At 59.4% G+C, this 24,550-nt stretch carries 31 protein-coding genes; 14 read left to right on the top strand and 17 right to left on the bottom strand.

Going from position 1 to position 24,550, the window contains the following annotated elements; genetic code table 11:
* Positions 1-63: 63 nt before the first annotated feature.
* The 4 genes from FJ977_RS22990 to FJ977_RS23005 form a co-directional block, all read right to left on the bottom strand.
* On the bottom strand, positions 64-762 hold the full coding sequence (locus FJ977_RS22990; protein WP_140774461.1) for a response regulator transcription factor: 699 nt from the start codon (positions 760-762) through the stop codon (positions 64-66).
* A 117-nt stretch (positions 763-879) separates the two neighbouring features.
* Positions 880-1,494, bottom strand: a complete 615-nt coding sequence (locus tag FJ977_RS22995; protein WP_140774462.1) for an acyl-homoserine-lactone synthase — start codon at positions 1,492-1,494, stop codon at positions 880-882.
* Between the two features lie 66 nt (positions 1,495-1,560).
* Positions 1,561-2,289 (bottom strand): LuxR family transcriptional regulator, encoded by a 729-nt coding sequence (locus FJ977_RS23000; protein WP_140774463.1) that lies wholly within the window; start codon positions 2,287-2,289, stop codon positions 1,561-1,563.
* 168 nt (positions 2,290-2,457) lie between these two features.
* On the bottom strand, positions 2,458-2,724 hold the full coding sequence (locus FJ977_RS23005; RefSeq protein WP_140774464.1) for a helix-turn-helix transcriptional regulator: 267 nt from the start codon (positions 2,722-2,724) through the stop codon (positions 2,458-2,460).
* A gap of 202 nt (positions 2,725-2,926) precedes the next feature.
* On the opposite strand from FJ977_RS23005, the gene FJ977_RS23010 reads away from it, so the two are divergent.
* Positions 2,927-4,189 carry a threonine synthase gene (locus FJ977_RS23010; protein WP_140774758.1) on the top strand — a complete coding sequence of 421 codons (1,263 nt, stop codon included), beginning with the start codon at positions 2,927-2,929 and terminating at the stop codon, positions 4,187-4,189.
* Here FJ977_RS23010 and FJ977_RS23015 read toward each other — a convergent pair.
* Positions 4,184-5,257 carry a PLP-dependent cysteine synthase family protein gene (locus FJ977_RS23015; RefSeq protein ID WP_140774465.1) on the bottom strand — a complete coding sequence of 358 codons (1,074 nt, stop codon included), beginning with the start codon at positions 5,255-5,257 and terminating at the stop codon, positions 4,184-4,186. The two genes, FJ977_RS23010 and FJ977_RS23015, sit on opposite strands and share 6 nt — an antisense overlap.
* Positions 5,251-6,189 carry a kinase gene (locus FJ977_RS23020; RefSeq protein WP_140774759.1) on the bottom strand — a complete coding sequence of 313 codons (939 nt, stop codon included), beginning with the start codon at positions 6,187-6,189 and terminating at the stop codon, positions 5,251-5,253. Before FJ977_RS23020 ends, FJ977_RS23015 begins: the two co-directional genes overlap by 7 nt.
* Positions 6,190-7,529: 1,340 nt before the next feature.
* On the opposite strand from FJ977_RS23020, the gene FJ977_RS23030 reads away from it, so the two are divergent.
* The gene (locus FJ977_RS23030; protein ID WP_140774467.1) at positions 7,530-8,159 is read left to right on the top strand and encodes a methyltransferase domain-containing protein; all 630 of its coding nucleotides are present in this window, start codon (positions 7,530-7,532) and stop codon (positions 8,157-8,159) included.
* On the opposite strand, the gene FJ977_RS23035 is transcribed toward FJ977_RS23030, so the two are convergent.
* Positions 8,153-8,470 carry a YMGG-like glycine zipper-containing protein gene (locus FJ977_RS23035; protein WP_140774468.1) on the bottom strand — a complete coding sequence of 106 codons (318 nt, stop codon included), beginning with the start codon at positions 8,468-8,470 and terminating at the stop codon, positions 8,153-8,155. The two genes, FJ977_RS23030 and FJ977_RS23035, sit on opposite strands and share 7 nt — an antisense overlap.
* Before the next feature lie 243 nt (positions 8,471-8,713).
* Here FJ977_RS23035 and FJ977_RS23040 point away from each other — a divergent pair, with 243 nt between their 5' ends.
* Positions 8,714-10,279, top strand: a complete 1,566-nt coding sequence (locus FJ977_RS23040) for a recombinase family protein (protein ID WP_281406833.1) — start codon at positions 8,714-8,716, stop codon at positions 10,277-10,279.
* Positions 10,276-11,091, top strand: a complete 816-nt coding sequence (locus FJ977_RS23045) for a plasmid partitioning protein RepB C-terminal domain-containing protein (RefSeq protein WP_140774470.1) — start codon at positions 10,276-10,278, stop codon at positions 11,089-11,091. Before FJ977_RS23040 ends, FJ977_RS23045 begins: the two co-directional genes overlap by 4 nt.
* Here the strand turns inward: FJ977_RS23045 and FJ977_RS23050 are convergent.
* Together FJ977_RS23050 and FJ977_RS23055 are read right to left on the bottom strand one after the other, a co-directional pair.
* Complete coding sequence (locus tag FJ977_RS23050) at positions 11,062-11,403, bottom strand: hypothetical protein (protein WP_140774471.1); 342 nt, start codon at positions 11,401-11,403, stop codon at positions 11,062-11,064. The genes FJ977_RS23045 and FJ977_RS23050 overlap by 30 nt on opposite strands.
* A 12-nt stretch (positions 11,404-11,415) precedes the next feature.
* The gene (locus FJ977_RS23055; protein WP_140774472.1) at positions 11,416-11,694 is read right to left on the bottom strand and encodes a hypothetical protein; all 279 of its coding nucleotides are present in this window, start codon (positions 11,692-11,694) and stop codon (positions 11,416-11,418) included.
* Between the two features lie 329 nt (positions 11,695-12,023).
* Here FJ977_RS23055 and FJ977_RS23065 point away from each other — a divergent pair, with 329 nt between their 5' ends.
* The 3 genes from FJ977_RS23065 to FJ977_RS23070 all read left to right on the top strand — a co-directional run bounded on the left by FJ977_RS23065 (position 12,024) and on the right by FJ977_RS23070 (position 13,681).
* Positions 12,024-12,611: a hypothetical protein gene (locus tag FJ977_RS23065; protein WP_140774474.1), complete on the top strand. Its 588-nt coding sequence runs from the start codon at positions 12,024-12,026 to the stop codon at positions 12,609-12,611.
* A gap of 472 nt (positions 12,612-13,083) precedes the next feature.
* Positions 13,084-13,224 carry a hypothetical protein gene (locus tag FJ977_RS35925; protein WP_181180033.1) on the top strand — a complete coding sequence of 47 codons (141 nt, stop codon included), beginning with the start codon at positions 13,084-13,086 and terminating at the stop codon, positions 13,222-13,224.
* A gap of 193 nt (positions 13,225-13,417) precedes the next feature.
* Positions 13,418-13,681: a hypothetical protein gene (locus tag FJ977_RS23070; RefSeq protein ID WP_140774475.1), complete on the top strand. Its 264-nt coding sequence runs from the start codon at positions 13,418-13,420 to the stop codon at positions 13,679-13,681.
* A gap of 486 nt (positions 13,682-14,167) precedes the next feature.
* Here FJ977_RS23070 and FJ977_RS23075 read toward each other — a convergent pair whose 3' ends face one another.
* The 4 genes from FJ977_RS23075 to FJ977_RS23090 form a co-directional block, all read right to left on the bottom strand.
* A complete protein-coding gene (locus FJ977_RS23075) occupies positions 14,168-14,389 on the bottom strand; it encodes a DUF768 domain-containing protein (RefSeq protein ID WP_140774476.1) in 222 nt (73 codons plus the stop codon).
* A 23-nt stretch (positions 14,390-14,412) separates the two neighbouring features.
* The gene (locus tag FJ977_RS23080) at positions 14,413-14,646 is read right to left on the bottom strand and encodes a hypothetical protein (protein ID WP_140774477.1); all 234 of its coding nucleotides are present in this window, start codon (positions 14,644-14,646) and stop codon (positions 14,413-14,415) included.
* 13 nt (positions 14,647-14,659) lie between these two features.
* Positions 14,660-14,869, bottom strand: a complete 210-nt coding sequence (locus FJ977_RS23085; RefSeq protein WP_140774478.1) for a hypothetical protein — start codon at positions 14,867-14,869, stop codon at positions 14,660-14,662.
* A gap of 1,415 nt (positions 14,870-16,284) precedes the next feature.
* Positions 16,285-16,578 (bottom strand): hypothetical protein, encoded by a 294-nt coding sequence (locus FJ977_RS23090; protein ID WP_140774479.1) that lies wholly within the window; start codon positions 16,576-16,578, stop codon positions 16,285-16,287.
* Between the two features lie 311 nt (positions 16,579-16,889).
* On the opposite strand from FJ977_RS23090, the gene FJ977_RS23095 reads away from it, so the two are divergent.
* From FJ977_RS23095 to FJ977_RS23100, 3 genes are all read left to right on the top strand, one after another.
* Positions 16,890-17,111: a hypothetical protein gene (locus FJ977_RS23095; RefSeq protein ID WP_140774480.1), complete on the top strand. Its 222-nt coding sequence runs from the start codon at positions 16,890-16,892 to the stop codon at positions 17,109-17,111.
* Between the two features lie 362 nt (positions 17,112-17,473).
* On the top strand, positions 17,474-17,641 hold the full coding sequence (locus FJ977_RS35930; protein ID WP_181180034.1) for a hypothetical protein: 168 nt from the start codon (positions 17,474-17,476) through the stop codon (positions 17,639-17,641).
* A 188-nt stretch (positions 17,642-17,829) separates the two neighbouring features.
* Positions 17,830-18,444 (top strand): hypothetical protein, encoded by a 615-nt coding sequence (locus tag FJ977_RS23100; protein ID WP_140774481.1) that lies wholly within the window; start codon positions 17,830-17,832, stop codon positions 18,442-18,444.
* Positions 18,445-18,734: 290 nt separating this feature from the next.
* Here FJ977_RS23100 and FJ977_RS36365 read toward each other — a convergent pair whose 3' ends face one another.
* The 4 genes from FJ977_RS36365 to FJ977_RS23125 all read right to left on the bottom strand — a co-directional run bounded on the left by FJ977_RS36365 (position 18,735) and on the right by FJ977_RS23125 (position 22,215).
* The gene (locus FJ977_RS36365) at positions 18,735-18,995 is read right to left on the bottom strand and encodes a PilZ domain-containing protein (RefSeq protein WP_140774482.1); all 261 of its coding nucleotides are present in this window, start codon (positions 18,993-18,995) and stop codon (positions 18,735-18,737) included.
* A 1,253-nt stretch (positions 18,996-20,248) separates the two neighbouring features.
* Positions 20,249-20,644 carry a metalloregulator ArsR/SmtB family transcription factor gene (locus FJ977_RS23110; RefSeq protein WP_140774483.1) on the bottom strand — a complete coding sequence of 132 codons (396 nt, stop codon included), beginning with the start codon at positions 20,642-20,644 and terminating at the stop codon, positions 20,249-20,251.
* 658 nt (positions 20,645-21,302) lie between these two features.
* Positions 21,303-21,539, bottom strand: coding sequence for a hypothetical protein (locus FJ977_RS23120; RefSeq protein WP_140774485.1), 237 nt, complete (start codon positions 21,537-21,539; stop codon positions 21,303-21,305).
* Positions 21,540-21,951: 412 nt separating this feature from the next.
* On the bottom strand, positions 21,952-22,215 hold the full coding sequence (locus FJ977_RS23125) for a YMGG-like glycine zipper-containing protein (protein WP_140774486.1): 264 nt from the start codon (positions 22,213-22,215) through the stop codon (positions 21,952-21,954).
* Positions 22,216-22,313: 98 nt separating this feature from the next.
* Between FJ977_RS23125 and FJ977_RS23130 the strand changes: the two genes are divergently transcribed.
* The 4 genes from FJ977_RS23130 (at position 22,314) to FJ977_RS23145 (ending at position 24,540) form a co-directional block, all read left to right on the top strand.
* Entirely contained in the window at positions 22,314-22,901 is a 588-nt protein-coding gene (locus FJ977_RS23130) for a hypothetical protein (protein WP_246683270.1), read from the top strand.
* Positions 22,902-22,916: 15 nt separating this feature from the next.
* A complete protein-coding gene (locus FJ977_RS23135; protein WP_140774487.1) occupies positions 22,917-23,330 on the top strand; it encodes a phage holin family protein in 414 nt (137 codons plus the stop codon).
* On the top strand, positions 23,311-23,967 hold the full coding sequence (locus FJ977_RS23140; RefSeq protein ID WP_140774488.1) for a hypothetical protein: 657 nt from the start codon (positions 23,311-23,313) through the stop codon (positions 23,965-23,967). Before FJ977_RS23135 ends, FJ977_RS23140 begins: the two co-directional genes overlap by 20 nt.
* A gap of 63 nt (positions 23,968-24,030) precedes the next feature.
* Positions 24,031-24,540, top strand: coding sequence for a pyridoxamine 5'-phosphate oxidase family protein (locus FJ977_RS23145; RefSeq protein WP_140774489.1), 510 nt, complete (start codon positions 24,031-24,033; stop codon positions 24,538-24,540).
* Positions 24,541-24,550 lie beyond the last annotated feature (10 nt).

Raw genomic sequence — 24,550 nt, forward strand, 5'->3', positions numbered from 1 at the left:
CGGTCCCGGCGTGCCGGCAATCGGCGCGCACGCGCGCGCCGATTGAAGGAAGCGCCGAGCAGGTTACCACTCCGGGGCGAATGCGTAGCCGGCTGAGCGGACAGTTCGGATCACATCGCTTCCCACGGATGCCCGAAGCCTTTTGCGCAGCCTGGCTATATGGACGTCGACCCCCCGCACGTCGGTTGCGGCGGCATGTTCAGGCCATGCGGTGGCGACCAGTTCCTCGCGGCTGAAGACCTTGCCAGGTTGCGCCAAGAGGCTGCGCAGAAGCTTGAACTCGATCGGTGGCATGACGATTTCTCTTTGCCTGAAGAATGTCCGATGGGTCTGTCGCTCCAGCCGGAAGTCGCCCTGAACCAACTCACCCGAGTCCGTTTCGCGCGATAGCTTCGCAAGGCCCGCCTTGCCATGCAGCCAGGCCAGGAGCTGTTCGGGGGCGAACGGCCGGGCAAATACCTCGTCGACGCCAGCCTTGATCAAATCGAGATGCAGCTTGCCCGAACGCGGGGCAACCAGGCTTGCGACCGGAGTCCCTTTGGTTGCGGCGGCAGACTTCAGCCAGGCGCACTGCTTGACCACTGCACGGTCGCCTGGATGGCAGTCGATGACCACGGCAAGCGGGGCTGCCGCCTCGATGGCGCGTGCGATTTCCCGGTCTCCCGTGATCAGCCGTATTTCGAAGCCAGCTACGGAAAGTATGTGCCCGAAAACCAGGAAAAAATCCGGATCCTTCGAGGAGATCAGGACCAGCGGCTTCATGAGTCCATCAACCGGGTTCGACGCATCATAAGGCTGACTACCGCGCAAATAGGCGCGATGACAATATACCTGACGATCGACGCCTCGCGGACTTTCCGCAAATGCCTGGTTATGAGCCTAGATCTTGTCCGCGAGTATGACGCCGCTGATGCCGTAAGCGCGGCGTGTCTGTTCAACAGCCTCGGGCGTGACATCGATCAGCAGCGCGATGATGTCGCCGTCGGGATGTTCGAGAACTTCACCGAGCTCGGTCAGCGTCCAGCCAAGGGCGCGCAGGCGTTTTGGCCAGAACGTCTCGCACACCACGCTGATCTGTCGAATCCCCAGGCTTTGCGCGGTCTCAAGCAGACCGCAGAGAACAAAGCCGGCGATCGGTGACGAGGCGCCTTGCGTGCGAAGCGATGGAACGACGAAGAAGCGCGTCCATTCGAAAATCTCGGCCGCTCTCGGAGGCCTGCCGCCGGCGAGAACCGGGAACACCTCGCTCATGAGATGCGGCTGCAGCGTCGGCACGAGACGGGAGCCGCCAACGATCTTGCCGTTGGTGTCAAGCGCCAGAACATAGATTGCATGCTCGTTGTCGAAAGCGTCGATCTCGATGTTGATGGGCCGGCCGACGGCGCGCCATCGCCTTTGCTTGACGTAAATGTCGTACCTTATGCGAAAGTAGCGCTCCAGAACTTTCCTGTAGTGCTTCCTGTTATCCCAAGTGACCAAATGCATACGAACCATGACGCCTCCAGGCGCAGGGTCGTAGTAAAACGGGCTTGTCGTACGTATGACGGTATTCAGGTATTGCTAAATCTGGATTTCCTGCCGTCGCAGCGCCTTGACGATGGCATGCGCGACGTTGATCGCGTCGAGCTTTCCTCGGATGTTGCGCTGATGACTTTCGACCGTGTTCCTGGTGACGCCGAGGATACAAGCGATGTCGTCGGTGGATTTGCCTTGTGCGCTCCACTCCAGGAGTTCACGCTCGCGCGCCGTCAAGGGCGTGGGCTCATCGGTATCGGCGGGTGTTCCCAGTCCCGAGAGGCTGCGAAAGGTATGCACGCAAAGCGTCTCGATAAAGGGGACTGCGCTTGGCGGAACTTCCATCCGGTCACTCGCGGCCGTGACGACGCCTGGCCCGGCCAATGGGACATGAATTGGGACGCAGATACCTTCTTTCATCCCGAACTCGGCCGCCTCATCCATCACCAGCTTCGCGCGTGCAACCAGCCTTGCGGCCGGCAGTTCACCCCATCGGAAAGGCTCTGGCGAGTGCCGGCACTGGGCGACACAAGGATCATGCAGAAAATGCGCCTCGGTGACGTAGCGACGATGCCATTCAGGAGGCCATCCATCACCCAGAATCTCGCGCCGCCAGTCCGTGTCGTGCGGCACGGGCAGTCCGGTGATCAGAAAATTGCGCAATCCGTAGCGCGCCATCGCCGCGCGAAACTCTTGAAGGATTGCGTCAGCCGACCGCGCAGTGTCGATCCTCGAGATCGCCGCAAAAAGGTCGATAACGGTTTCGTTCTCCATCGGCAGACCTCAACCACAGTCAGGCCCTACCCCACGCAACAACCTATGAGTGTCGAGACGCCATCTTCAATGGGACGTGCATCGAATGTACACTAAAGGAGTCAATCGCCCATCACAAAGACGAGATAAGTGAAAATCGGACCAATACAGCATTGAGGACGCTTGACTTCATTCGTTCGACTTTGAAGCCGCCGGCTTCGTCACCCGAATAGCGCGCCTACTTGCCTGGCTTGCCGAAACCAACTCTTGCGGCTCGACATTCAACGCCTTGGCCAAAATTTCGACTGTATCCAGCGTGGCGTTGCGCCGTCCGGCCTCGACGCTGCTGATATAGGCCCGCGTGCGGCCCGAAGCGAAAGACAACTGCTCCTGAGAGAGTTTTCTTTCTCTGCGAAGCCGCTGCACGTTCAGGCCAAAAACGCCGCGAAGTTTCATCAAACAACGGATGCTACGGCGCGCACTATGGTGCGACACACTATAGTGCACATTCCGCATTGACAGCCGCGCTGTTGGCTGTTTGAAACAACCAGCGAATTCATCGTTTCCTGGACAAGGAATTGCCATGACGAGCCGGCCGTCTCGCGACCTCGCGCACGACATGTCCGCGCATTCCCCAGGCGAGATCAGCCGTCTGGAGATGGACAAAAGCCGGGTTCTGGAATTCGCCTGCATCAGATGCGGCGCTTCCTACCCCGCCAACGTCACGATCGACTCCAAAGGATGCGCGCGGTGCCAAGACGCCGCGCCAGCAAATCTTCGGCCGATCTATGCAGTTCCACAGCCTCACCCTTTAGCCGGCGCCACCAGCTCGCGCTCGCTGTGGCGTTTTGCGCATATGCTGCCTTGCGCAGAAGCGGCGGCGGTGAGCCTCGGCGAGGGTCTGACGCCCTTGCTTGCCGCGCCGCGCATCGGCGCGTTTGTCGGCGTGTCTAACCTCGCAATCAAGGACGAAGGCCGAAACCCGACCTGGTCGCATAAGGATCGCTTCTCGACCATTGCGGTCAGCGTGGCGCGCGCGCGTGGTGCTAAAATCGTCGCGACCGCCTCATCGGGAAACGCCGGCGCTTCGCTGGCGGCCTACGCAGCCCAAGCCGGGTTGAAATGCGTCGTCACCACTTTCGCGGGATCGGCAGGCGCGATGCTGGCCCAGATCCGCAAATATGGCGCGACGGTGCTGCCCTTGGTCAGCAAGATGGACCGATGGTCGCTGCTTGAACAGGCGGCTGCCCGCTACGACTGGTTCATCGCCTCGCCCTATCACGGTCCGGTCGTCGGCAGCCATCCACTCGGCATCGAGGGCTACAAGACCATCGCCTACGAGATCGTCGAGCAATCAAACGGGACGGCGCCAGACTGGTGCGTCCTGCCGGTCTGCTATGGCGATGCGTTGTCCGGCGTGTGGGCTGGCTTTTGCGAGCTGTTCGCGCAAGGGGCGATCACGCGCCTGCCTCGTCTCGTCGCGGCGGAGGTACATGGGTCGCTGGCGGACGCTCTGGCCAGCGGCGCCGATGCGTTGAGCGAACGCAAGATGCTCTTCGACAGCCTTGCCGTATCGATCGGCACGCCGCGCAGCACCTTTCAGGCGCTGAAGGCTCTTCGGGAGTCCGGCGGGCACGCCGTCCCCGTCAGCAATCACGGCCTGATTGCGATGCAGGAACGCCTTGCGCGGGACGAAGGGATCTTTGCCGAACTGGCGTCGGTCACGCCGCTGATCGCCATATCGAAATTGAAAGACCAAGGTATCATCGCAACCACAGACCGGGTCGTGGCCATCGTGACAGCCAGCGGTCTCAAGGATCTCGATCGGTCCGCTGGATCGAACGAGCACGATCGGATCTTCCAGACGACGGACGACGCCTGGCGCTGGCTCGACGAAAAAGGGCTGGATCTCGCTTCATAGATTTTCCGCCGCGCCAACAGCCGGTGGCACTTCGCCTGCTCCGCCCGTTTTCAGCACATCGTCGAGACTGCGACGAAACCAAAGAAAACGCGTCCATTGCGTCTCCGCGGCCGGCGCGATTGTCGTCAGTGTCCTTGGCTCGGACAGTTCCTTGCAGGGCCAGCCAGGCAGAGCCGCAAGCCAGTCGTCATTGTAGACAGTCTCGGCATGGCGATGGCCTTCGTCAGGCATGATGACCGCCACTTGCGCATCCGGAAGGGTCGTTGCGACCCATTGCGCCACCAAGGCGGCGGCGCCGCTTGTCGGCCCCATGAAGAGGCCGTGCCCGCGCAGCAAACGGTGCGCGGTCATATACGCCGGGTAGGCGCCAACCCAATGGATCTCGTCGACAAGCTCATGCCTGACATTTTTCGGTAAAACGCTGTTGCCCAGGCCCCGCAGCATACGTTTGCCGACCGGCTGCCCGAACAGAATGCTGCGATGGGTATCGACGGCAAACACCGTCAGATGCGGAAAGACAGTTCGCAAAAAGGAAGCGGTGCCGCATAGCGAGCCGCCCGTACCGACGCAGCCGACCAGGCAGTCAACTCTGCCCATTGCGCGGATGAAGAGTTCAGCCAACCGCGCATAGGCGAGCCAATTGCCCGGACTGTCGTATTGTCGGGTCCAGAAACCATCCGGCTCCTTGTCCAGGATTTCCTGGAGGCGCTCCAGCCGGCCGGGCTGATTGCCGTCGCCGCGCGGATCGTCAAGTGCGATGACCGTGGCGCCGATGCGCTCTAGGCGGGCTTTGTATTTGGCATCGATAAGCGTTGAAGCAGTGACAAGCGTAAGGCGATAACCTCGCGCCGCCGCGAGCAGCGCCACCGCCATTCCGAACGTGCCGGACGTGGTCTCGACAATATGAGAACCTGCCTTCAGTTCGCCACTCGACGCTGCCCGATCCAGAATGAAACGGGCCGGCATCAGTTTCATCAGCGGAAAAGCCGCGGCCACGAGATTTGGCGCCAGCACGGCAAGGCGCGGTGTCTCAAGGTCCCTGAAATAGTCCACGTCGAGGGTCACCATGTCCAGCCCTCCGCATTGACCAGATGGACTTCGACATCCTTGAAGCCGGCACGTCTTATCTGCTGCGCGACGAGCGCCGCCCGTCGCTTCAGATTCGATGTGAAAAGATCGAAGATCAGGCCGAACAACGAGCCGCTATGAGCGACTTGCACTCCGCATGCCCCGGCTCGCCTGGCTATATCGGCGATATCGCCGAAGCCTTGTTTCGGCAAATGTCGTTGACTGATCAGGGCACTGGCCGAGGCGGCGCGTCCAAGAAGGTAGGGATCCTGAAGGCGAATCGCCCGCGCCACCAGAGCCCGGAGCACGCCGAATTCCTGGATCTCGGCACTGTCGTAGCGTGCGGGAGGAAGCTGCAATGTATCGACCGGGACGCCGCCATTTGTCTTGAAGCCGATCAGAAGCAGCGGCGGCAGGGAGCCACCGAAATTCTCGATCACCGTGCCTTCCCGTTGCGCGAAGAGCACCGCGTGTTCATCGAACGCGATCGCATCGCTGGCACGCTCGGCGGCGACGGCCAGACGCCCGACGCTCGAGGGCCGCATCTGAACGTTGACGGCCGCGGCGACAGCGCGAATGGAAGCAACGACGTCAGCCGTCGATGAGCCATAGCCGTGCCCCACGGAAATTGAGCTTTGAAGCGTCAGCTCGCCACCGCCGGCGACGTTCAAGAAATCGAGCGTAAGCCGCGCGGCTGCCGCTGCCTTGACCTTGTGATCGGGGTGAACAACGACCGCATCGCCATCGCTCCTGACAAAGCTCGCCTCCGATCTCAAGCCGGCAATAGGCAGTGTCACGAGCCCGCGATGAAGGCGCCCGCCATCATCCTTGAAGACGCCCTGGATGAGTTCGCCGTGATGTGCAATGGCCGCTGCCGTCCCAACCGACGGCCGCGGCGCGTCACCGCTCATGAGATTGCCGGCCTCAGCCATTTTTTCATCTCCCCCACGCTCTCTCGCCACGCGGGAAGATGGCGCGGACGATTGGCGACCACCCTCAAGGAATTCCGGTATTGACGGCGCTCGACCGAACGAGCCGGCAACCAGGCGATGCTGGCGGATCGTCAGGCGGCGGAGCCAAGGTGCCTCAGTGGCCGGCCGACTGAAACCGATTGCACCGCTGCCATGATGTCTTGCCCATCGATGCCATAATGCCGATAGAGATGCGCGATGGTGCCGGTCTGACCAAAATGCTCGACGCCCACGGCGGGTGCTTTGCAGGGGCGACTTGATCGGTGCCACCTGCGAAAGGATAACGATCAGGAGCGCAGGCGCCGCCCTGTTCGCGAATCCAGACGCCTTAGGCATCGAGCATCGACATAGAAAAGGCTATGTACTGGTGCGCGGCAATCCACCGCGTGGCCGCAGGCCGTCAGGAACCCCTTTCCTGTGAATCACCGAGATGGCGCCGTAGGAGGGACCGGCAGCTTCAGGCACGACCGCGTGGGCGCCGACACTGCTGGACGTAACGGCCAGCCGTCGATTTGAAAGATTCTAGAGAAATTGCAATCGCGGACGCGCCGGCCGCTTCCCGCCTACATCGCACACCAGTCTCCCTCCTCGCCGGCGATCTTGTCAAAACTCCATCGGTTGGACGCTATTGGCAACGCGATTCGATGAGCAGCGGCTGTTCGGACAAGAAAGCATCTTGCCAACCCATCGTACCAAAACCGGTCAGGTCGATACGATCCGAAAGCTACGGACGAAGCTGTCCACCACATTATCGAGATCGGCCATCGACAGGCAAAGTGGCGGGCACATCCTGATGACGTTTCGATATGGACCGGAACGGCTGGCGACGAGGCCGTGACGCCGCGTTTCCTCGAAGACCTGTAGGGTTGCTTCGGGGGCCGGTTCTTTTGTCGCTTGGTTCTTGACCAGCTCGATGGCGGCATCAAGCCTTGTCCCCTTATATCGCCGATCAGCGGGAAATCTCTCTTGAGATCCTGCAGCCTTTGAATGAGCGCGCCGCCCACTACAGCCGCGTTGTCCTGCAGCCGCTCGTCGCGCATCACCTTGAGCACCGCGCGTCCAGCGGCGCAGGCGACAGAATTGCCGCCATAGGTGTGGAACAGGAATTTGTCGGCCATGGATTCGGCGACCGCGCGCCTGGCGATGACGGCGCCGAGTGGGATGCCATTGCCGACGCCCTTGGCGACAACACCGGCGATCACGTCTTGGCACTCGTAACGAGATCAGCTGTCCTGTCATCTTTTGCCCACCGGGCGGTGTTACAGACTCCGGCACGGCGGGCTTTGGTGGAGGTCGATGTGATGACGACAAGCCTTGCCGGCACCCTGAAAAACCGCGGAAAACATATGGCCAAACGCCTGCTTGGCTACGATTCCCGCAATTGGCTGCGCATCCGCCAGATCGAGGCGTTCACGCTCTTCCTCGAAGCCGGAAACCGCAAGGCCTCCGATGTCATCGAGATCTCGCCCGGCTGGAACCGCTATTGGCGGGCAATGTGCCCCAACTACCGCTCGGTCGATTTCCCCGCCTTCGACATCTGCAGGGACCGCACCGAGGAACAATATTCCATTGTCATCGCCGACCAGGTGCTGGAACATGTTCAGCGGCCGATGGCGGCGGTGCAAAACATCCACGCCATGACCAGGCCTGGCGGCTGGGCGATGGTGGCCACACCGTTCCTGTTTCGCGTGCATGCCAGGCCGCACGACTACAACAGATGGACGCCCGCCGGCCTGAAGCAGCTGATGGTCGAGGGCGGCTTCGCCGAAGCCAACGTCAAGGTGCATGGCTGGGGCAACAAGGCCTGCGCCAGGGCCCACATCGGTGGCCCTGTGCGCGCCTACGGCCTTTGGCGAGACCTCAGCAATGACGAGGAATACCCGCTGATGGTCTGGGCCTTCGCAAAGAAGGCGTCAGCGGGGCCTCAATAATTGCCGTTGTAGTAGCGGTCGTCGCAGGGTGCTGTGTAGATGCGGCCGTAGCGGTCCTGGTAGCGGCACATCTGTTGGCCGCGGGGCTGCGGCGTGGTGGCCGAGCCGACGACGGCGCCGAGCAGGGCGCCGCTGGCAGCGCCGATGACCGTACTCTTGGTGTTGCCGCCGATCGCCTGGCCGACAAGAGCGCCACCGGCGCCGCCGAGCAGGGCGCCCGTGGTGGCGCGCTGCTGGCCTTCGGTTTGCGTCTCGCAGCCCGCAAGTGCCGCGGTCATGAGGACGGCCAAAATCGCTTTCTTGATAATCATCTGAAGAACCTCCTTTTGAGGCCGCGCGGGCCGATGCCCAGCCAAGTGCGGCTGCATTGCGGCGGAACGGCGGCATTCCCGCTCACGATATGAGACATGGTTTCTCGCTGGTTGAACAAATACTCGGCCGCCGATCAGGGCCGCGCAGAAGCAGCCCATTCGACACAAACTGTTTGGGAAAGCATAACGAAACAACAGGCACAATGTCGGTATGCTGTCGCTCCGCAACATTGTGCACAAGCGATGGACAGGAACCCGGGGATTCCAAAGGGTCCGGCACCTAGGCCGAGGATCCGGGCTGCGCAATATCTGCGGATGTCGACCGACACTCAGACCTATTCCATCCACAACCAGAGAGATGCCATCGGCGAATATGCCGACATCATGGGGTACGACATTGTCGCCACCTACGAGGATCCGGGTCGCAGTGGACTCAACATCGAAGGGCGGCCCGGTCTGCAACGGCTGTTGAGCGATATTGAAAGCGGGAACGCCGATTTCGAGACCGTGGTCGTCTATGACGTGAGCCGTTGGGGGCGTTTTCAGAATATTGATGAAAGTGCGTCTTATGAATACCGCTGCCAGGTGGCTGGCGTGCGCATCGAATTCTGCGCCGAGCAGTTCGCGAACGATGGCACCATCGGCTCAGACGTGCTGAAGGCTATCAAGCGTAGCATGGCGGCCGAGTTGAGCCGCATGCTCTCGGCAAAGGTCTTTCTCGGTCAAAGGCGCGTGGTGAAAATGGGTTTCTGCGGGGGTGGTCTCGCCGGCTACGGTCTTAGGCGGCTCCTGGTGGATGAATCAGGAGAGCCGAAGTTCATTCTCAAACGCAGACAGTACAAAGGCCTGGGATCCGACCGGGTTGTGCTGGTGCCCGGTCCGCCGGAAGAGATTGCGGTCGTGCGCTGGATATTCAGCCAGTTTGTCAAGGGCAAATCCCGGATCGAGATCGTGCGCGCGCTTAACAAAAGGGGCGTGCTTACGGAGATGGGCCGGACATGGACGAGCAATACGGTGCATACGGTCCTGACGAATGAACGCTACATCGGCAACATCGTATGGAACAGAAAATCCGAAAAGCTTCATGGCAAGCGGGCGAGAAATCCGCCGTCTGCATGGGTTCGCGCGGAAGAGGCTTGCGAGCCGATCCTCGACCGGAAGGTGTTTCTGCGCGCAAGGGCCGTCGCGGATGCGCGCACGCCCCTCAGCAACGAGCAGATGTTGGCTGACCTTTCCAATCTGCTGGCTGAGCGAGGAAAGCTGTCGGAACATATTATCAATTCGGCACCAGGTTGTGTGAGTGTCAGCACCTATCAAGCCCGTTTCGGAAGCCTCTACGCGGTTTACAAACTGGTCGGATTTGACCCCCCGCCGAACTATGGGTGGTTCGATATCAACGACCAGCTTCATCGACGACGCCGGGAAATCATTGAAGACCTTATTGCCTCGATTGGCCTAGCCGGAGGGGTGGCGCGCTATGACCCCGAGACCAAACTCGTCAGCATCAATGACGAGTTCACCGTTGCGGCCTGGATCGCGCGCTGTCATCCCAAGCGTTTCGGCTATCCTCATTGGGCATATTCGCAGGAGCGTCTCCCCGAAGCCGACATTTCGGTACTGATCAGAATGAATCCTGACAATGTCTCGGTCCGAGACTACCTGATCGGCCCGACGTATCAGGTGCAACGCCGGACAACTATGCTGACAGCAAACAACCATGCCGGCGTCGATGCGTTTCTTTTTCAGTCGATGGACCCTTTGGTCGAGTTGTCGAGGCGGGTTCGTTTGAAGGGACCCGCATTGTCATGACGCAGGGCGCAAAGATCAGCCGCCATGCCGTCGCTCTGGCCAGCGATTTGCAGGGGCCGCAGAAGCTCTACTCACACCAGCTGCGTGCCACCTATGACTGTCAATGTGAAAGAATGCGGTTATTCATCCGAGAGGCAAACGCGTCCCAGAAAGCCCTGGAGAAGATGGCCGCGTTCTTTGGAAAACTGACGACTGTAGTGGCGTTTCGAGCGCTGATAGAGGCGGAACGCCTTGATTCCATTCCAACTCAGCTTGCGGAAAGAATAAGAGGCAATCGCGCCGATTTTCCCTTTACTGGGAAGAAACCGACCTTGCTCACCAACCGACAGCTGATTGCGGGGATTTGCCTCGATGCTCTCGAGTTGTTGGAGGACGGCCCTGTGCCGGCGGGGATTTTTAGCCTGCTGCGGAAGGTCGTGCCGGGCCGGCAGATGGAAATTACGCGCCTGATGATCGGGTTGGACAGGGTGAGGCTCCTGTGGGCAAGGGTGCTGGTCGGTCTTACACCGCAATCGCAGCTCGCGGCCCCTTCGGTCCCGCGAATGCAGTTCGCGGGTATCAATGCCAGCGACATTGCAGCGATGGAAATCGAATTGGCCGCCCTGAGCCTGGAATTCCTGAACGCCGCCGAGCGCCTTGGTCCATGGGGCCTCGAACTTGTAGCGGCACGCGGCTATCTCAACCGCCTGATGGATAACGCTCCCGTTGTTCGCTATCTCGCGCGGAGTTTTCCCGAGACCTTGTCTGAATTCCAGAAGTTGATCGACCCCACCAGCTGTAGCTTAGCCACGACGTTGACGCGGTGGCGCTGACAGTGTCCCCGGCCGACGCCGATCAGGCCATTTTCCCAACAGCGGGGTTGCCTCGTTTTCACCAATTGCCGAGGTACCTATGATTGGGATCAGTGACGGGTCTGCCGTCTTGCCCTTGCGTGTTTTTAACGCCGCGATTTCATCATCTCGCCGCGCAATACGGCTCTCCAGATTCGCTATGCGTTCGGTCAGGAAATAACGGCCGACAATGAATCCTCCACCTCCAAAAAGAACTGCGAAAGCGAGGAAGGCTACAGGGTTGGCGATCACCAGAGCCCCGTTGGCCTGGAAGAAGTCGATCAAGTCGTGCATTGCCAGATTCCTTCAATTGCTTGGAAGTTTGTGGATTTCCAGCCGAACTGGGTACCCTCTTTCGCAACCCATGCAAAACAGCGCCCGCTTCACCTCGCCCGGCGTCAGGATCATTTCCATAACGTGCCGGCTGTTGTAGTGGAGCAGCATCCCCGGCCGGCGACGAATAGCGGCCTGCCAGGCGGCCATACTCACGGTGACATCCGAGGACCGGCTGATGGTTTCGAGAAGCGTCTTTTCCTCCTCGCTATCCCAAACCTCGATGCGATAGGTGTCATCATTTCTGGTCATAATGGACGCGTCCTGTGCCAGCCCCTGGAGAAGCCGTTCGAGACCGCCCCACGCGACAGAGCAAGCTCGTGCTCAAGCTCGGCGTTTCTGGCGAGCGCCTTCAGCAATGCAGTCACAGCGTCGCCGCCGGCCGCCTCTATTGCGCGCTGAGCAGCTTGTTCCAATTCGGACACAGCTTCACCGTTCGGCGCGTTTTGGGGCTTTCCCATAGCCTTCCTGCTCAGATGCACGTCAGAAATAAGGAACATATTCCTTTGTCGTCAAGCGCGGACTTGACTCCATGTTCCCTTTTCGTTCACTGTCCCTGAAATAGCCACAGGAGACCATGCATGGACGTGATCATGCGAGCTCGGGGCGCACTACCCGAGGAGATTCAGCGGGGAGTAGAGGCAGCGAGGGCCGTACTCGACCGTGCTGGAATGACGGCCGAGCAGGCCGCCGACGGCGCGTTTGCGATCGAAGGGTGGGATGAGATGGGCTTCCCTGCGGACCAGGAGCCGTCGGAAGTAGAGTATGCCGCTGCCGATGTCTGGTACGAAGCCAACAAGGCAGCGCTGCAAGCATGCTGCGAAGGTTGGCCCGAGGAAAAGAGGTTGAGAGCGGTTGGTTTGGAATTGCTGGTGAACCCTGACGCACAACTTGCCGATCGTGACACCGCTTTGGCAAAACTCCGCGCTCTTACCGAAGCGGAAAACGGCGGAGGCGAGTTCATGAATTCTGAAATCGGGATGTTGGCTGATGCACTCGCCGTCGATCTCGACAACCCCCGAGATCTAATTGCCGCACTGACAATTGCCTTCACCACCCTGGAGCTTTCTGGGTTCCACCCTGCTGAGCCGATCGAACCGAAGCGCCAAGCCGTCTATGACGCCATCAATGCGCTCGAGGCGGCAACAGAGAAAACGACTTCGCACTGATGGTCCAGCGCGGCCGCAGCATCCCGGCGTCCTCGGTCATCGACCTGGATTGGCCGCACCAGGTCGTCTTGCCGGATGACATCTGCACAGACTGCGACTTCACCGTGATCACCAAAGTCTGTGAGGATCGCGGCATGAGATTTCAAATAAGGCATTTCCAGGCGGTCTGGCAAAACGGCAAGTACCAAAACTACCCCTCCATTGCTTCGCCGACAGCGAGGCGGCTAAGGCGTTTTGCGACCATTTCTCTGAACAGATCTTCGTTCCTAAACGCGACCGGGAGAATGGCAAAATACGTGGCGTCTGACGTCGCACCGATGAGTACAGGCGCATCCTCGATCGCGGCCCGCTCAGTGTCCCAGAGATCCTACGCACCAGGGGCGAAGCATGTGCAATCTCTACAATCTTACCACCAACCAAGAGGCCATCCGCCAATGGACGAGCGCCCTACAGCCGCCAGGAGGCCCTTTGCATGCCGTCGAAGACAGATTCGTCGCCTTGCACAAAGGGCGACACGATGAAGGTTCTCGAGGAGATGATCGTCCTCAACGGCTGCCTTCAGGAACAACTCGAGGCCCTGAATGCACCGTCCGTTGGCAAGCGCTACGGATGAGCGACGAACCGATAAAACTTGCCGAAGGCATGACGCAGGCGCAACGCGACCGCACCAGCGTGCTTGGTCACACCTGTGAGCACAACGCATGCGGGAAGGTCGCCGGTTGGGGCTTCGCCAGACTCCAAAGGTAATCGCACTGGTTTTGCTTCGAGCACCGTGCCGCCGGCGACATCTACCTATAGGAGCACCGATGTCAGACCATGTCCTTCCCAGCCAGAAGAAACCGAAACTGATCGTTGTCGTGGCGTTTGATCGCGGCGACGATGGCGAATTGTTCACGGCCTATGGTCCGACTGACCAGCAGAGCGAAGAGCGGGCGACCCGCGCGGCGAAGGCGCTTGCCGGCCAGCATGTTGGAGTCATAGCCTGGAGCCGCGACGCCGACCCGGGGTTGGGCGATTATGGGCCGCCAACAGTTCTTTTCACCGCCGGCGACGTTCCGGATATGGAGTAGCTGAAACTAAAAATCGGCTAGCGCGTTATTGCCGTTCTCAAAGGGCGGCAGGTGAGTTTGTCAGAATTCAGGAAGCATCAATGTCGGCTATGTCTCGGCGCTGGCAAGGTTTTCAATTGCGAGAAATGGCTGGCTTCAAACGGCACATGCTGTCCCCACGGGGTGCATCGCGAGGGCTGCAGGGGATCGACCGTCATCTGCTCAAAATGCCGCGGGAGCGGCCTTAAGCAGGCACCCTGAAAAGATGAAAACTACTCAACGGCGACGAACGACATACGCGAAGCTGCGCTTTTCGCCACTCAACTCCGTGACCCGAATCCATTCCTGTTCGCTCCTTCGGAGTGTCACCGGCCGCCCCGTTGCTTGCTCCGCCGCCTTGAACGGAAGGATGGCCGGAATCTGAGTTGTCGATACCACCATCATTGCGGCGACAACCTCTACTCTATAGGTCCGCACCCCCTCCTCCGCCCGCTGTCGTCTAGGTGATCATTCCGGCAGGCCCGCATCATAGTGCACGATGGCATCGAGGATTGTTCGATAGAGACTGTCGACTTCTTCGTCGATCTCGTCGCGCTTGATGCCAGCCGCCTTGGCATCTGCGATCAGGCGGTTGGTCAGATTATCGACCGAGATGACGTCGGCGGCGGCCGTTTCTGGCAGATTGTCGGCGATCCATTTGTCGAGAAAGGTTATCCCGCGTGTGCTCATCAAGCTTAAGCTCGATCGTCGGCTTAGGTTCCGCCGCGGGCCACGGCCGCATCATCGACCTCTGCTTCCATCTCAGCGCCAACAGCCTTGGGTTTGTCAGCGCCGTCCAAGGCCACACCGTCGAAGCCCTGCAGCCAGGCCTCGGCGTGCTCCCGCCAGAAGTCGGGCACGACGCGCTCCCTACCGTCCTTGCGCGCCTGTACCCCATACATCCAGGCATAATTCGCGCGTTCCTGATCCTTCTTGGCGACCGCCATCGTCTTCCTCCTGCTAGCGCCCCAGTGGCTGCCTTGAAAGGGAGAGCAATTCCGCCTCGTCCCGGATGCCCGCCATGTAATTGGCGATGATCCGGGAAGCGATCGCGTCACGGGCATCCGGGGATTGGTTGTCGAGCCGCAATTGCTCGAAGACCCTGGCGAGCAACGCCAGTTCCGCTGGATCAAAAATACCGGCTTCATTCGCCCTTGTCCTTATCGGCATGATTCTCCTCCCGGATGTCCTGTGGCGCAGCGTGCCGCAAATCTTCTGCGCCGTGCAAGCACTTCACCTGACGGATGATCGACGCCTTGACCTGTTGGCGGGTCCTGCATGCTCCTGCGCGCTTCCAACACCGATCGCCGACAGCGCCGCGCGAATTTTAAGGGGCGGGAACGGTATACTTACTCGTCTTTCGATGCGCCATGAACGTGAGCACCGGCTTGCCCGGCTCGCGGGCGACATCCCAGCATCTCGAATTCCTCGACCGCATTTTGATCTTCAGGCAATTGCCTGACCAGCCGCTGCGATATTCGCTATCGGGTCGCTTCGACACCGCGCCTCAATGCCGGCTTCGCGTGTCGGGTGGTAGTTTGGCTTGGCTTCGCTGGATATGACCTGCCTCGGCGGTATTTGCTCGCCGGATCGATGTTACCTTCCAGGATCTCGCAGCGATCCTCCAAGTCCATGTCGAGTAGTCGCGCCGTCGGCGCCCACAAGCCCCAAGCTGTGAACAGAAGCCTGCCAGAGGCTTGGTACCAGTCTTGCCGACACAAAACCCCGCCTGCGCGAGCCAGCGGGCTTGATAGACTGCTCTTGGAGCCGATCAGGCTTGGTTGTTCGTCGGCGACACAGGGATGAGCTGCGCGGTGATTGTCGGCAGTCGCTGGCGCTTGATCAGGACCGGCTTTTGGTATGTCTTCTTCATATGGTACCCTCGCTTTGTTCCCTCGAATAGAATCTGTTCGAGCCGGAAAATTTTGTCAATCCAGCCCCAAATCGCTGGCCGTGAACCAACGAGGTCAGGTCCGCCAAGTTCGAAGCGGACACCGAATTGGCGGAACCGTAACGGTAGGCGCCCGACCGCGACATGGGGTTGGCGATTTTTTCCCTCAAGAGATGCACAAGGGGAGCGGCGCCCCGAATCTGGCGGTCCAACAGCCGCGTCCACCGGGCGTTGACAGCTTTCTTGCGATTGAGGCAAAACCCGCATGGAGGGCGAGGCTATAAACCCACCTATGCCTTCCCGAGAGGCCCGTTGCTTCACGCGGCGGGCCTTTCTTGTCGCCCGGCCAGCAAGAGCAAGTATGGGTAGCGTGACGTTTTCGCCTGCTGCCGAGGGCCAGCGAAGACAGCTCGGGCTCGCCGATTTCGACCGGATATAAGGTTCAAACCACAATACTGTTGGGAATGGCGGCTCGCAGGCTCTTGGCAAGAAGACTGAGCCGGCCATTGCTTGGACCATCGAGTCTCAAAAGGTTGCAGCGGCCACTTTGGTATCCTGTCGCAGATCGAATTTGTGAGCCCCAAAGCAATGCAAAGCCCGCCACTGCCGCGGCGGTGACGGGCTCCTAGTTGTCAGATCGGCTGAGGCACCCAAGGCCAGACCGCCACCTTTCGGGAGCGGCGTACAACCACTGTCAGTTTGCTCCGCCGAGTTGCTTGGTCATCTTGCAGAAATTGTCGTGCGACTTGGCAATGGCCTCGTCGCCGCATTCCTTCATGAGGCCTGCACGATCTTCTTCCTTCATTGCCATCCAGGCAGCTTTGAACTCCGCCTCGGATTTCATAGTCTTCATACCGGCATCGGTGAAGAACGGCGACATCTTCGCCGGATCATCAAGCGCGGACGTGCCGGTGCCACTGCCTGCAAGCGCCTGTCCAGTGACCATGGCGAGCGCGAATACGCCCATGGTGAGCATCTTGGAGTTCATAGAAAAATCCTCCGGTTAAGGCTACCACAGCGGTAGCTTGTTCCATGAACTTCCCGATACGGAAAAAGTTTCGCCAGCAGCGCCGCGAAAGCCAGTTCGACATGATTATCCGACCTGAGTACCCCTACCGGCGGTAAAGCCGTCGCGGCCACGTATCGCAGAGCCAGTATATACGAGGGCTCCGCTTGTCGCGGCGCCGCTCCGCTCTTTCGGTTGCCCACACGCACGCGGCAACTCGTTCACCGAGACAACCGTGGATTTTCCTTTCTCTTGGATTGGGAATATGATTGCGGCCGGAGGAAGGCCGCCAGATGATTTTCACCGTCGAGTTGATACGCGACGGCAAAGCCGTAGAGCGCGCGGAGGTTCAGGCCGATGACGTTGTCGCGGCCGCGAAGACGTGGGGGCTAGTAACGATCCCGTTCGGCGACGAGCCCGATATCGGCGAATGGATCAGGGTGACGCACGCAGACGGCAGCACGATGAGCTGGTTTGAACCCGATCGCGACGAGATCGAAGGAGCGATCGGTTGAGGTCGAAATTTCCGGACGCGTTGGGGCCGCCTGGCTGCCAGGATGACCGGCGGGTCAGAACTGCCGCGCCTTCGGATGTTTGGCTGATTGGCACAACCGAAAGCGGTCGGATAGCAGGCTGACTTTTGCCAATCCCGTTCCGGAGGCGCGATCCCTGCGACGTCACGGCCGGCGATCCGAGGGGATTGGCTTTCACGCACTGGACGGCTCTTGTGGCGCCACGTTGTTTGCGACGTGGCTCAGCCCTGCCTGTCCCGTCCCGGCATTGAAGCGATGGGCGTAAAACGCTCGTGCTCATTTCTGTCTGGAACCATGAGGCGGTTGCCGGGTTGTGTTGGCCGAGACAGCAGAGGTGTGACCGGATGAAAACGCCAACCTACGCGGTCTATCCGCCGCCGGTCACTGGATTTCCATTCTTGGCGGTGGCTTTTGTAAAAGGCAGAATTACAGCGGTTGCCTTTGAGACCGCAGAAGCGGCTGCAGAATATAACCGACGCATCTCGGGTGGTGCGGACTCCCTCAAACATTGATGGTTCAATTGCGGTAAGCGGTCCCCACGCCGCATTACATGTTGGAGTGCCGTCCTGCGGTCATCAGGATGGACCAGCACTCATGGGCATTCTTTGTGCGGGGGCACGAGTCGTGACATCGCGACATCCTGTCGCTCTTTACCGACGTTCGGCGCTGTTTGATCCTTCAGGTGCGTTTGGGAGAGATCATGTCACTACGCACAATTTGGATCGCCGTGGGCATTGCCGTAGCAGTTGGTGTCGTCCGCGCGGAGCAAGCATATTCCCAGACACCCGACTGCGACTGCACAAAAGTCATCGGCAGCTGCACCGCATCCCTGTCGTTCAACAAGAAGCAGTCGATGGCAACTGTGAGGGCCGACACGGCCGAATGCGCTAAAGTTACTTTCGATATCGACAATACGCCTTACATTTCCGTGTTCCGAGGAGGGGTATCTCTGGAAGCCGTCACAGTCTTCGACAAGAGCAAGACCGTCAGCCTGTCAGTGCGGCAATGTGAGGTTTGCGAAGGCGACGCAGGCAACGGACAGGACGAACATGGCTCGTCGGCGGCACATGGCTTTGACGGAACCTGGTCCGACGGCGAGTCAACGTATTCCATGAAATCCGGAACGATCTACGTGGATGGCGCGGCTTACGGGACCTATAGTGGGCGAAAGGGCCACACCTCCGTTGAACATGGAGGAAGTCCGCCAGCCACGCAGTGTGACTTGAACCTGGTTGACGAGAACCATATCCACTTGGTCTGTTACGGCGGTGGCGCGATAGGAAAGTGGGCCTTCGATGCAACGAGAACGTCGTGACCAGCCGCCCGTCGCGACTCCCCAAAAAAGCGCCAAATAGTCGTTCACCAGAGTGCGCGGCGGTGCGGTACGAAGATCTGCTCGGCATTCGTGTCTAAACGGCGAAGCTTCGAACAGGCGTAGCCCCGAAGACCATCAGTTCGATAGGCTCGGGCGCAATGCGCGACCCGCCATGCAATTCGACTTAACTGTGAGCGCCTACACGCCTCGCGTTCCGGACGACAAGTAAATCGATCTCCGACCGGCGCTCCCCCGGGCTGCTTGGTCACAACCGGCGTTATTCCGGTCGTTCAATAGATTTGCACCCCGAGGCGCTCATTTCTTCGCCACCGAACCACTGCACGATATGAGATGTCATCCGCCGGGACATGGAGAACGAACCTGTCAGGAATAATGACGCCCGGATCAACTCGTAACTCTGCTCCGTGCAGGTGCTGGTTCCTGATAGAGCAGGCAATGTTCACGTTGTCAGCGACGATAATTCCGTCCTTTAAGACGGCCCTGCGAGGATAAGCACGTCGTTCTATAGCGGGATCATCAGCGCTGCTCATAACGTTCTCCCGGAAAATCCAACAGCGAGAGAGGCAGCTGTCGAACACCTTTTTATGTCCGGCCTTCGCCTTAGGGAGACTTTCTCACCAGCGTCGGTAGCAATGGCTCGACAAATCTCAAACGCGCCAAAATGAGGCACGACAACAGCGTTTCAATCAGCACGCCCTAAAATAGTTCCCAAAACCGCTGTTGCCCATAAACAAAACGGTTTGACGCACGTTGCGATTCACTCAGCGTGGCAGCGCAACGCCGGCGAGGAAAATTTCTACCCTCCCGCAGCGGACATAAAATGCATCAACGGGACTCGCGAGGGTAGTCTGGCACGACACGCATCGACATTAGCCGCTTGCCCACAGCAACGATTTCGAGTTCGGAAACATGCCACAGAAACGAGAAAAGCCCGTCAGCCGGAGCCGGCGGGCCTCGATTCAGGCCCACAGCGATTACGTGGGCTCAGTGTCGATCGGCGGCGGACACGCCACCCGAGCCACATCGCTCGACAGCTTCTCAGGCCTGGTCAGTTCCGGCTTCTTGGAAGCGACAGCCGCTGGTCCATTAACCACTGTCATGGATAGCGTGGACCCAAAACCCAGGTTGAACGGTTGGGCTATATGGAAAATCACCAGCATAGATTTTATTGCCATATCGAGGCTGACGGATCATGGGGCGTATGGGACTGCGTCGGCAACAAGCCGGCAAGACTGGGCGCCGGAGACCTGATCGGATGCACTGCGCAGAGAGCTGAAGTTGCAGAACAGGTCTTGACGAGTATTTACAGCGGCGGGCTCGATGCACTCGCAGTTCGGATCGCCGGGATTGTCCGCTAGCGGTGTCGCACGCACCAACGGCGCATCTGGAAGAAAAAGCCCGCCACCGCGAAAACAGTGACGGGCCCTTGTTTGTCCGCTCGGTCGAGGGGACGCCCGAGCATTTTAAGAATTCCGCTGAGGGTAATCGGTTCCAACATGAAAGCGGGTGCCTGAATGGGCAGCGAGCTTATTAACTCAAGCAGCGGTCATCAGGGACAGGTCGATGGTGTGCAGCCGGCAGTGATAGCCGAGAGCTTTTCGCGTCGCGTCAGCACCGGCTTAATGTAAGTCTTCTTCATTCAAATATCCCCTGGGCCATCTTAAGGCTGCCCCTTTGCCCTGCGTATGGCAGCGTGTCAACGGAGCACAAAACGCCTCACAACGGGACTGCAGGCTGGTGTGGAACGATGTCTGAAGGGAACAGTGCGCGGCAGGCTTCACGGTCACTGTCCGGTGCCAGGCGACATTTCGGGGAGCTTGTCACTTCGGGCTAAATCATCCAGCAACCGGATGATAGCCTTGGCCTCTTCCGACTTGCAGGAATAATACCGCCAAACGCCCTCGGCTCGGCATTCGACGATTCCTTGTTCGAGCAGAATGCTTAGATGCTGGCACATGGCGGAATTGCTCAGACCCATTTCCAACGCGAGGTCCCCCACCGCTCTTTCGCCGTCCATCAAACATACAACAGTCAAGAGGCGCTTGCTGTTGCCCAAGCTGGCGAGCCAGCGAGCGGCAGACGCTGCCTGGCTTCGGAAACTGGCGTGCCCGGGCGGGGCGCGGCGAAGAGCGGGACTGGCCCGAATTTCCGACAGTCGTTGTTTGACGTACGACGCCATGGTTGCTCCCGTTTCCGCGGCGCGGCAAAAATCGCTGCGATCCCTTCAATCGTCAAGCTGCTTCAACGAAAGGTCCACTGTCCCTTGGTGAGAAGCGGGCAACGATGCAATATCCGGCGATCGGGGCACCGCTCAAACGAGCAGCGAATAAATTGGCCGCTCCCCTTTGTGGTGCGGTCTGCACTGGGAAGAACGTCAAAGCCGCCCGCAAATGCGGCCTTGGCCAGAAGAGGCCCAGGAATTCTCGACGACCCCGATCGCAAGCCTGGATCCCATTTTACTCACAAAACGCCCGCCACCGAAAAGAGGCCTTGGCGGCAGTCGCGTTTGTGCATGCTTGGGATGCTCAAGGGATAGGGCTTGGTTGTCGACCTAGAAGGGAACCATAGCAAGAGGCCGTCGCAAAAAAGCCCGCAGGCTGCGGCCCACGGGCTTTTTGCGAGTCTATGCCTTAATGCTCGGGGCTGGCGGCTTCCTCACCGAATTTAGTCCGGCGCGTTGTCCCGCAGCGAATGATTCTGCATAGGCCTCCACCTGAAAAACCGTAATCTCCACTTTGCCATCGCGCACCACCCGCACAAACCACTCCCCCATATTTTCGGTGATTTCGACGCTATCGGGACACCGGAGATTTCCTGTATCCCGTTCGTCCAGATCTTTAGCCGCCATTGGCGGGAGGTGCTGGAGCTGGCGCCGCTGGTGCAGGTGATGCTGGCTTCGCCGGAGCATCAACCTTGGGCGCTTCAACCTTTACGTTGATGTCCGGCCCACCGCCGCCCCGGATGTTGATTACGCCGGTGAAGATCAACAAGACGACGATTGCGATGATCGCGATCACAATGGCAATCGCAGTACCGCCGCCTCCCGAATTTACAACAGTTGGTCCGTCCGCCATGATTTGCCTCTCCAGTTTCCATTTATGACGCTCGAGTAACGGCATCCGACCCTATGCGTTCCGCCGTGAGGCTAAGGTCCGAGAAGCCACCCGACTGAAGTCCTGCGGCCGCCAAAAACCGGGTGCGCGTTAGGCCGTTGCGTCTAGCATCGCGGATAAAATATGTGTGGTTGCCGAGGCGCTTCCCAAGGGTGAGCGTGAAGCCACTACGTGTCGTACGGCTAACTATAGATTACGCGGGATTTTCCATTTGCAATTAGCTGGCTCCTGAGTGGCCTGCATAGTCAGACATTGCCGAGCAATTCACGGCGCGCAGACACCGCCATACCAGAACTTCACCAGGTGTTTATACGCCATTGCCTTTCGTCCACATTGAAAGGCGCGTGGTCGAACCTGACCACGCGCCTCGAGATCAGTAACCGTCCGGACACCGTGCAACGTAAACGCGGCCATTGCGATCGCGATATCTGCACTGGCCGGTTTCGCTGGCGTGCCCGATGACCGCCCCGGCTAGTGCTCCAACCGCACCGCCGACAACCGCTCCCTGAACAGGATTTCCGGCCACCGCGGCGCCAATTGCTGCTCCTCCCAAGCCGCCGACGGCGGCGCCCTGTTCGGTGCGGGAGCATGCCGCGAGCGGGATAAGCAGACCCAAAATCAGCAATGTCTTCTTCATCTAGTGTCTCCAGAGGCCACTATTAGCCGAAGCTTAAATGCGCCATTCGGAGTTTCGATCCATCGCCCCAAGCCAACAGCATATGAAACGATTTTCGCTTGCACCAGGAACCGCTTGATGCGGGCGAAGTTCAGCTCTTGACCCAACAGGAGCGACTCACCGTGAACACCTTAAACACAGACGATCTTTCGGGATCAGGACTCGCCAAAGAGAACGCATGGCAGGGCAATCCGTCCACTGAACGTGGCGTGGCCAGCAAGGAAGCGATCGGCAATTTGAAGACGAGTGCGGCGGAAACCGCTTCGCATCTGAAAACTGCCGCCGCCTCGATGTCGAGCGACGCCAAGGACTACGCCAGCTCCGTCGCCTCGGGCGCCGCCGATGCCTTCAAGGACGCTGTCGAGGCCAACAAGACCGCAGGTGCAGATGCCATCGCCAACATTGCCCATTCCGTGAAGGGCGCGGCCGATGGCATCGAAAAGCAGTCGCCTCAGATTGCGGGCATGGTGCGCAGTGCAGCCGAAGGCGTCGAGCGCGTCTCAAGCGATATCAGAGACCGCAATGTGGGCGAATTGCTCGATTCCGTCACCAAGTTCGCGCAACGCCAGCCAGCCGCCTTTTTTAGCGTTGGAATACTCGCCGGCGTGGTCCTGACGCGGCTGGTGCGAAGCTCAGACCGATCCTGAAGAAGGCCCATTCGGATGGATGATGGTACGCATCACCGGCCCTTCGGGAGCGTGCTCAACGATGCGATAGGTCAACTCGCTTCGTTGATGCGCCTCGATCTACGTCTGCTCAAGGCGGAAATGCGGGCCAAGACAACGACGATCGTGTCATCCGTTGCATGTGGCACAGCAGCCGCGCTGTTTTTTGTTCTGGCGGCGTTCGCGCTGATTCAATTCCTCATTCTTGCGATGATCCATTTCGGGGTTGACGGCATGTTCGCCTGTCTGATCGTCGGCGCCGTTTTGATCGGCGCAGGAATGCTGTCCCTTTATCTGGCCAAGCGCGCGCTGATCGGATGGACCATTACGCCTATTGAGACCGTCAACCAGGTGCGGACCGACCTCGTAGCCTTAAAGCAGGGAATTCGCTATGGCTCAACCCAGCAATGAAATCCGGGACATCCTGGCCCAAAGTCGAGCTGGAAGGCAGGCTCTATTTGGGCCGGTAAGCGAGTTGAGCCGCAGGCTGCAACCCAGACATCTGGTGCAAGTTTCTAAAGACTGCGCCAGACAGAAGGTCGCCGGGGCACTCGGTCTAATCTCGGATGCTGTCAAGGAAAATGGCGGCACTGCGGGCGCCGTGGCCCTGGGGGCCTTTGCTGTTTTCGATGCCGGAAGAAGAAGTGTCATCCGCGGCGACGATGGCGCCGAAACATTTGCTCGAGCAGGGCATGCCGATGCGGGTCCCAGCCATTCCGTTTCGGCCGCGCACCGGACGGTGACAGAACTCGATCGGGTAAAGGTACTTGCCGGCTCGGCCGTGGCGCTTTCGTTCGGGCATGTAATTGGACGGGCTTTTCGGACGACTGCCAAAGAACGCGCCCTATTCGGCGGCGCCGGCGACGAAGTTCGGGGTGCGGCGGCCAAGTTCATCAGTGAACACACGCGCGGCGCCAAACTCGCCGCCGCGGAGGCTTTTGGCTTCGCAGGATACGGAGCCACGTTGCTGGCAATTCTGGCGGTGGCCAGCGACTATTTCGTGCGAAGTGAGGATATTGGAAATCCGCCTGGCAACCGATCCGACTGAAGGTTATGCGGCAAATCCGAGGCGCCCGAGTTTTAAGTGGATATTCATTTTGGAGGACGTGCTGTGAACAAGCGTAGAGAGCAGAAAGCAGATCTAACGCCTGCCGAGGCGACGGATCGCGTTTGGGAACTTGCCGAGAAAATCGACATCTGCATGTTCGTTACCTGGGACGGCGAATACAATCGCGCGAGGCCACTCTCCGCGCGCGTGCGCCGTGACGAGAGCGCGATCTATTTTCTCGTCAATGACGACAGTGCGAAGAACAAGCAATTGTCGAAATATCCAAAGGTGACGTTGGCTTGGAGTGACAGCAGACACTACAAATACGTCACCATTTCAGGCTCGGCTGCGCTCACAAATGACAGAGCAAAAATCACCGCGCTGTGGGAGAAAACCGACGCGGCCTGGTGGCACGATGCCAACGACCCCGAGATCCGTCTCATTACCGTAAGACCGGATGAAGGCGAACTTTGGGATAGCCCGGGTTTGATTGTCGCCACGGCGAAAATGGCGTTCGCCGCTATCACTGGCGCCAAGCCTGATGTTGGCGAAAACGCAAAAGTCGACCTGTAAGAACCGGCAA

It is taken from the genome of Mesorhizobium sp. B2-1-3A (assembly GCF_006442655.1).
GTDB lineage: Bacteria > Pseudomonadota > Alphaproteobacteria > Rhizobiales > Rhizobiaceae > Mesorhizobium.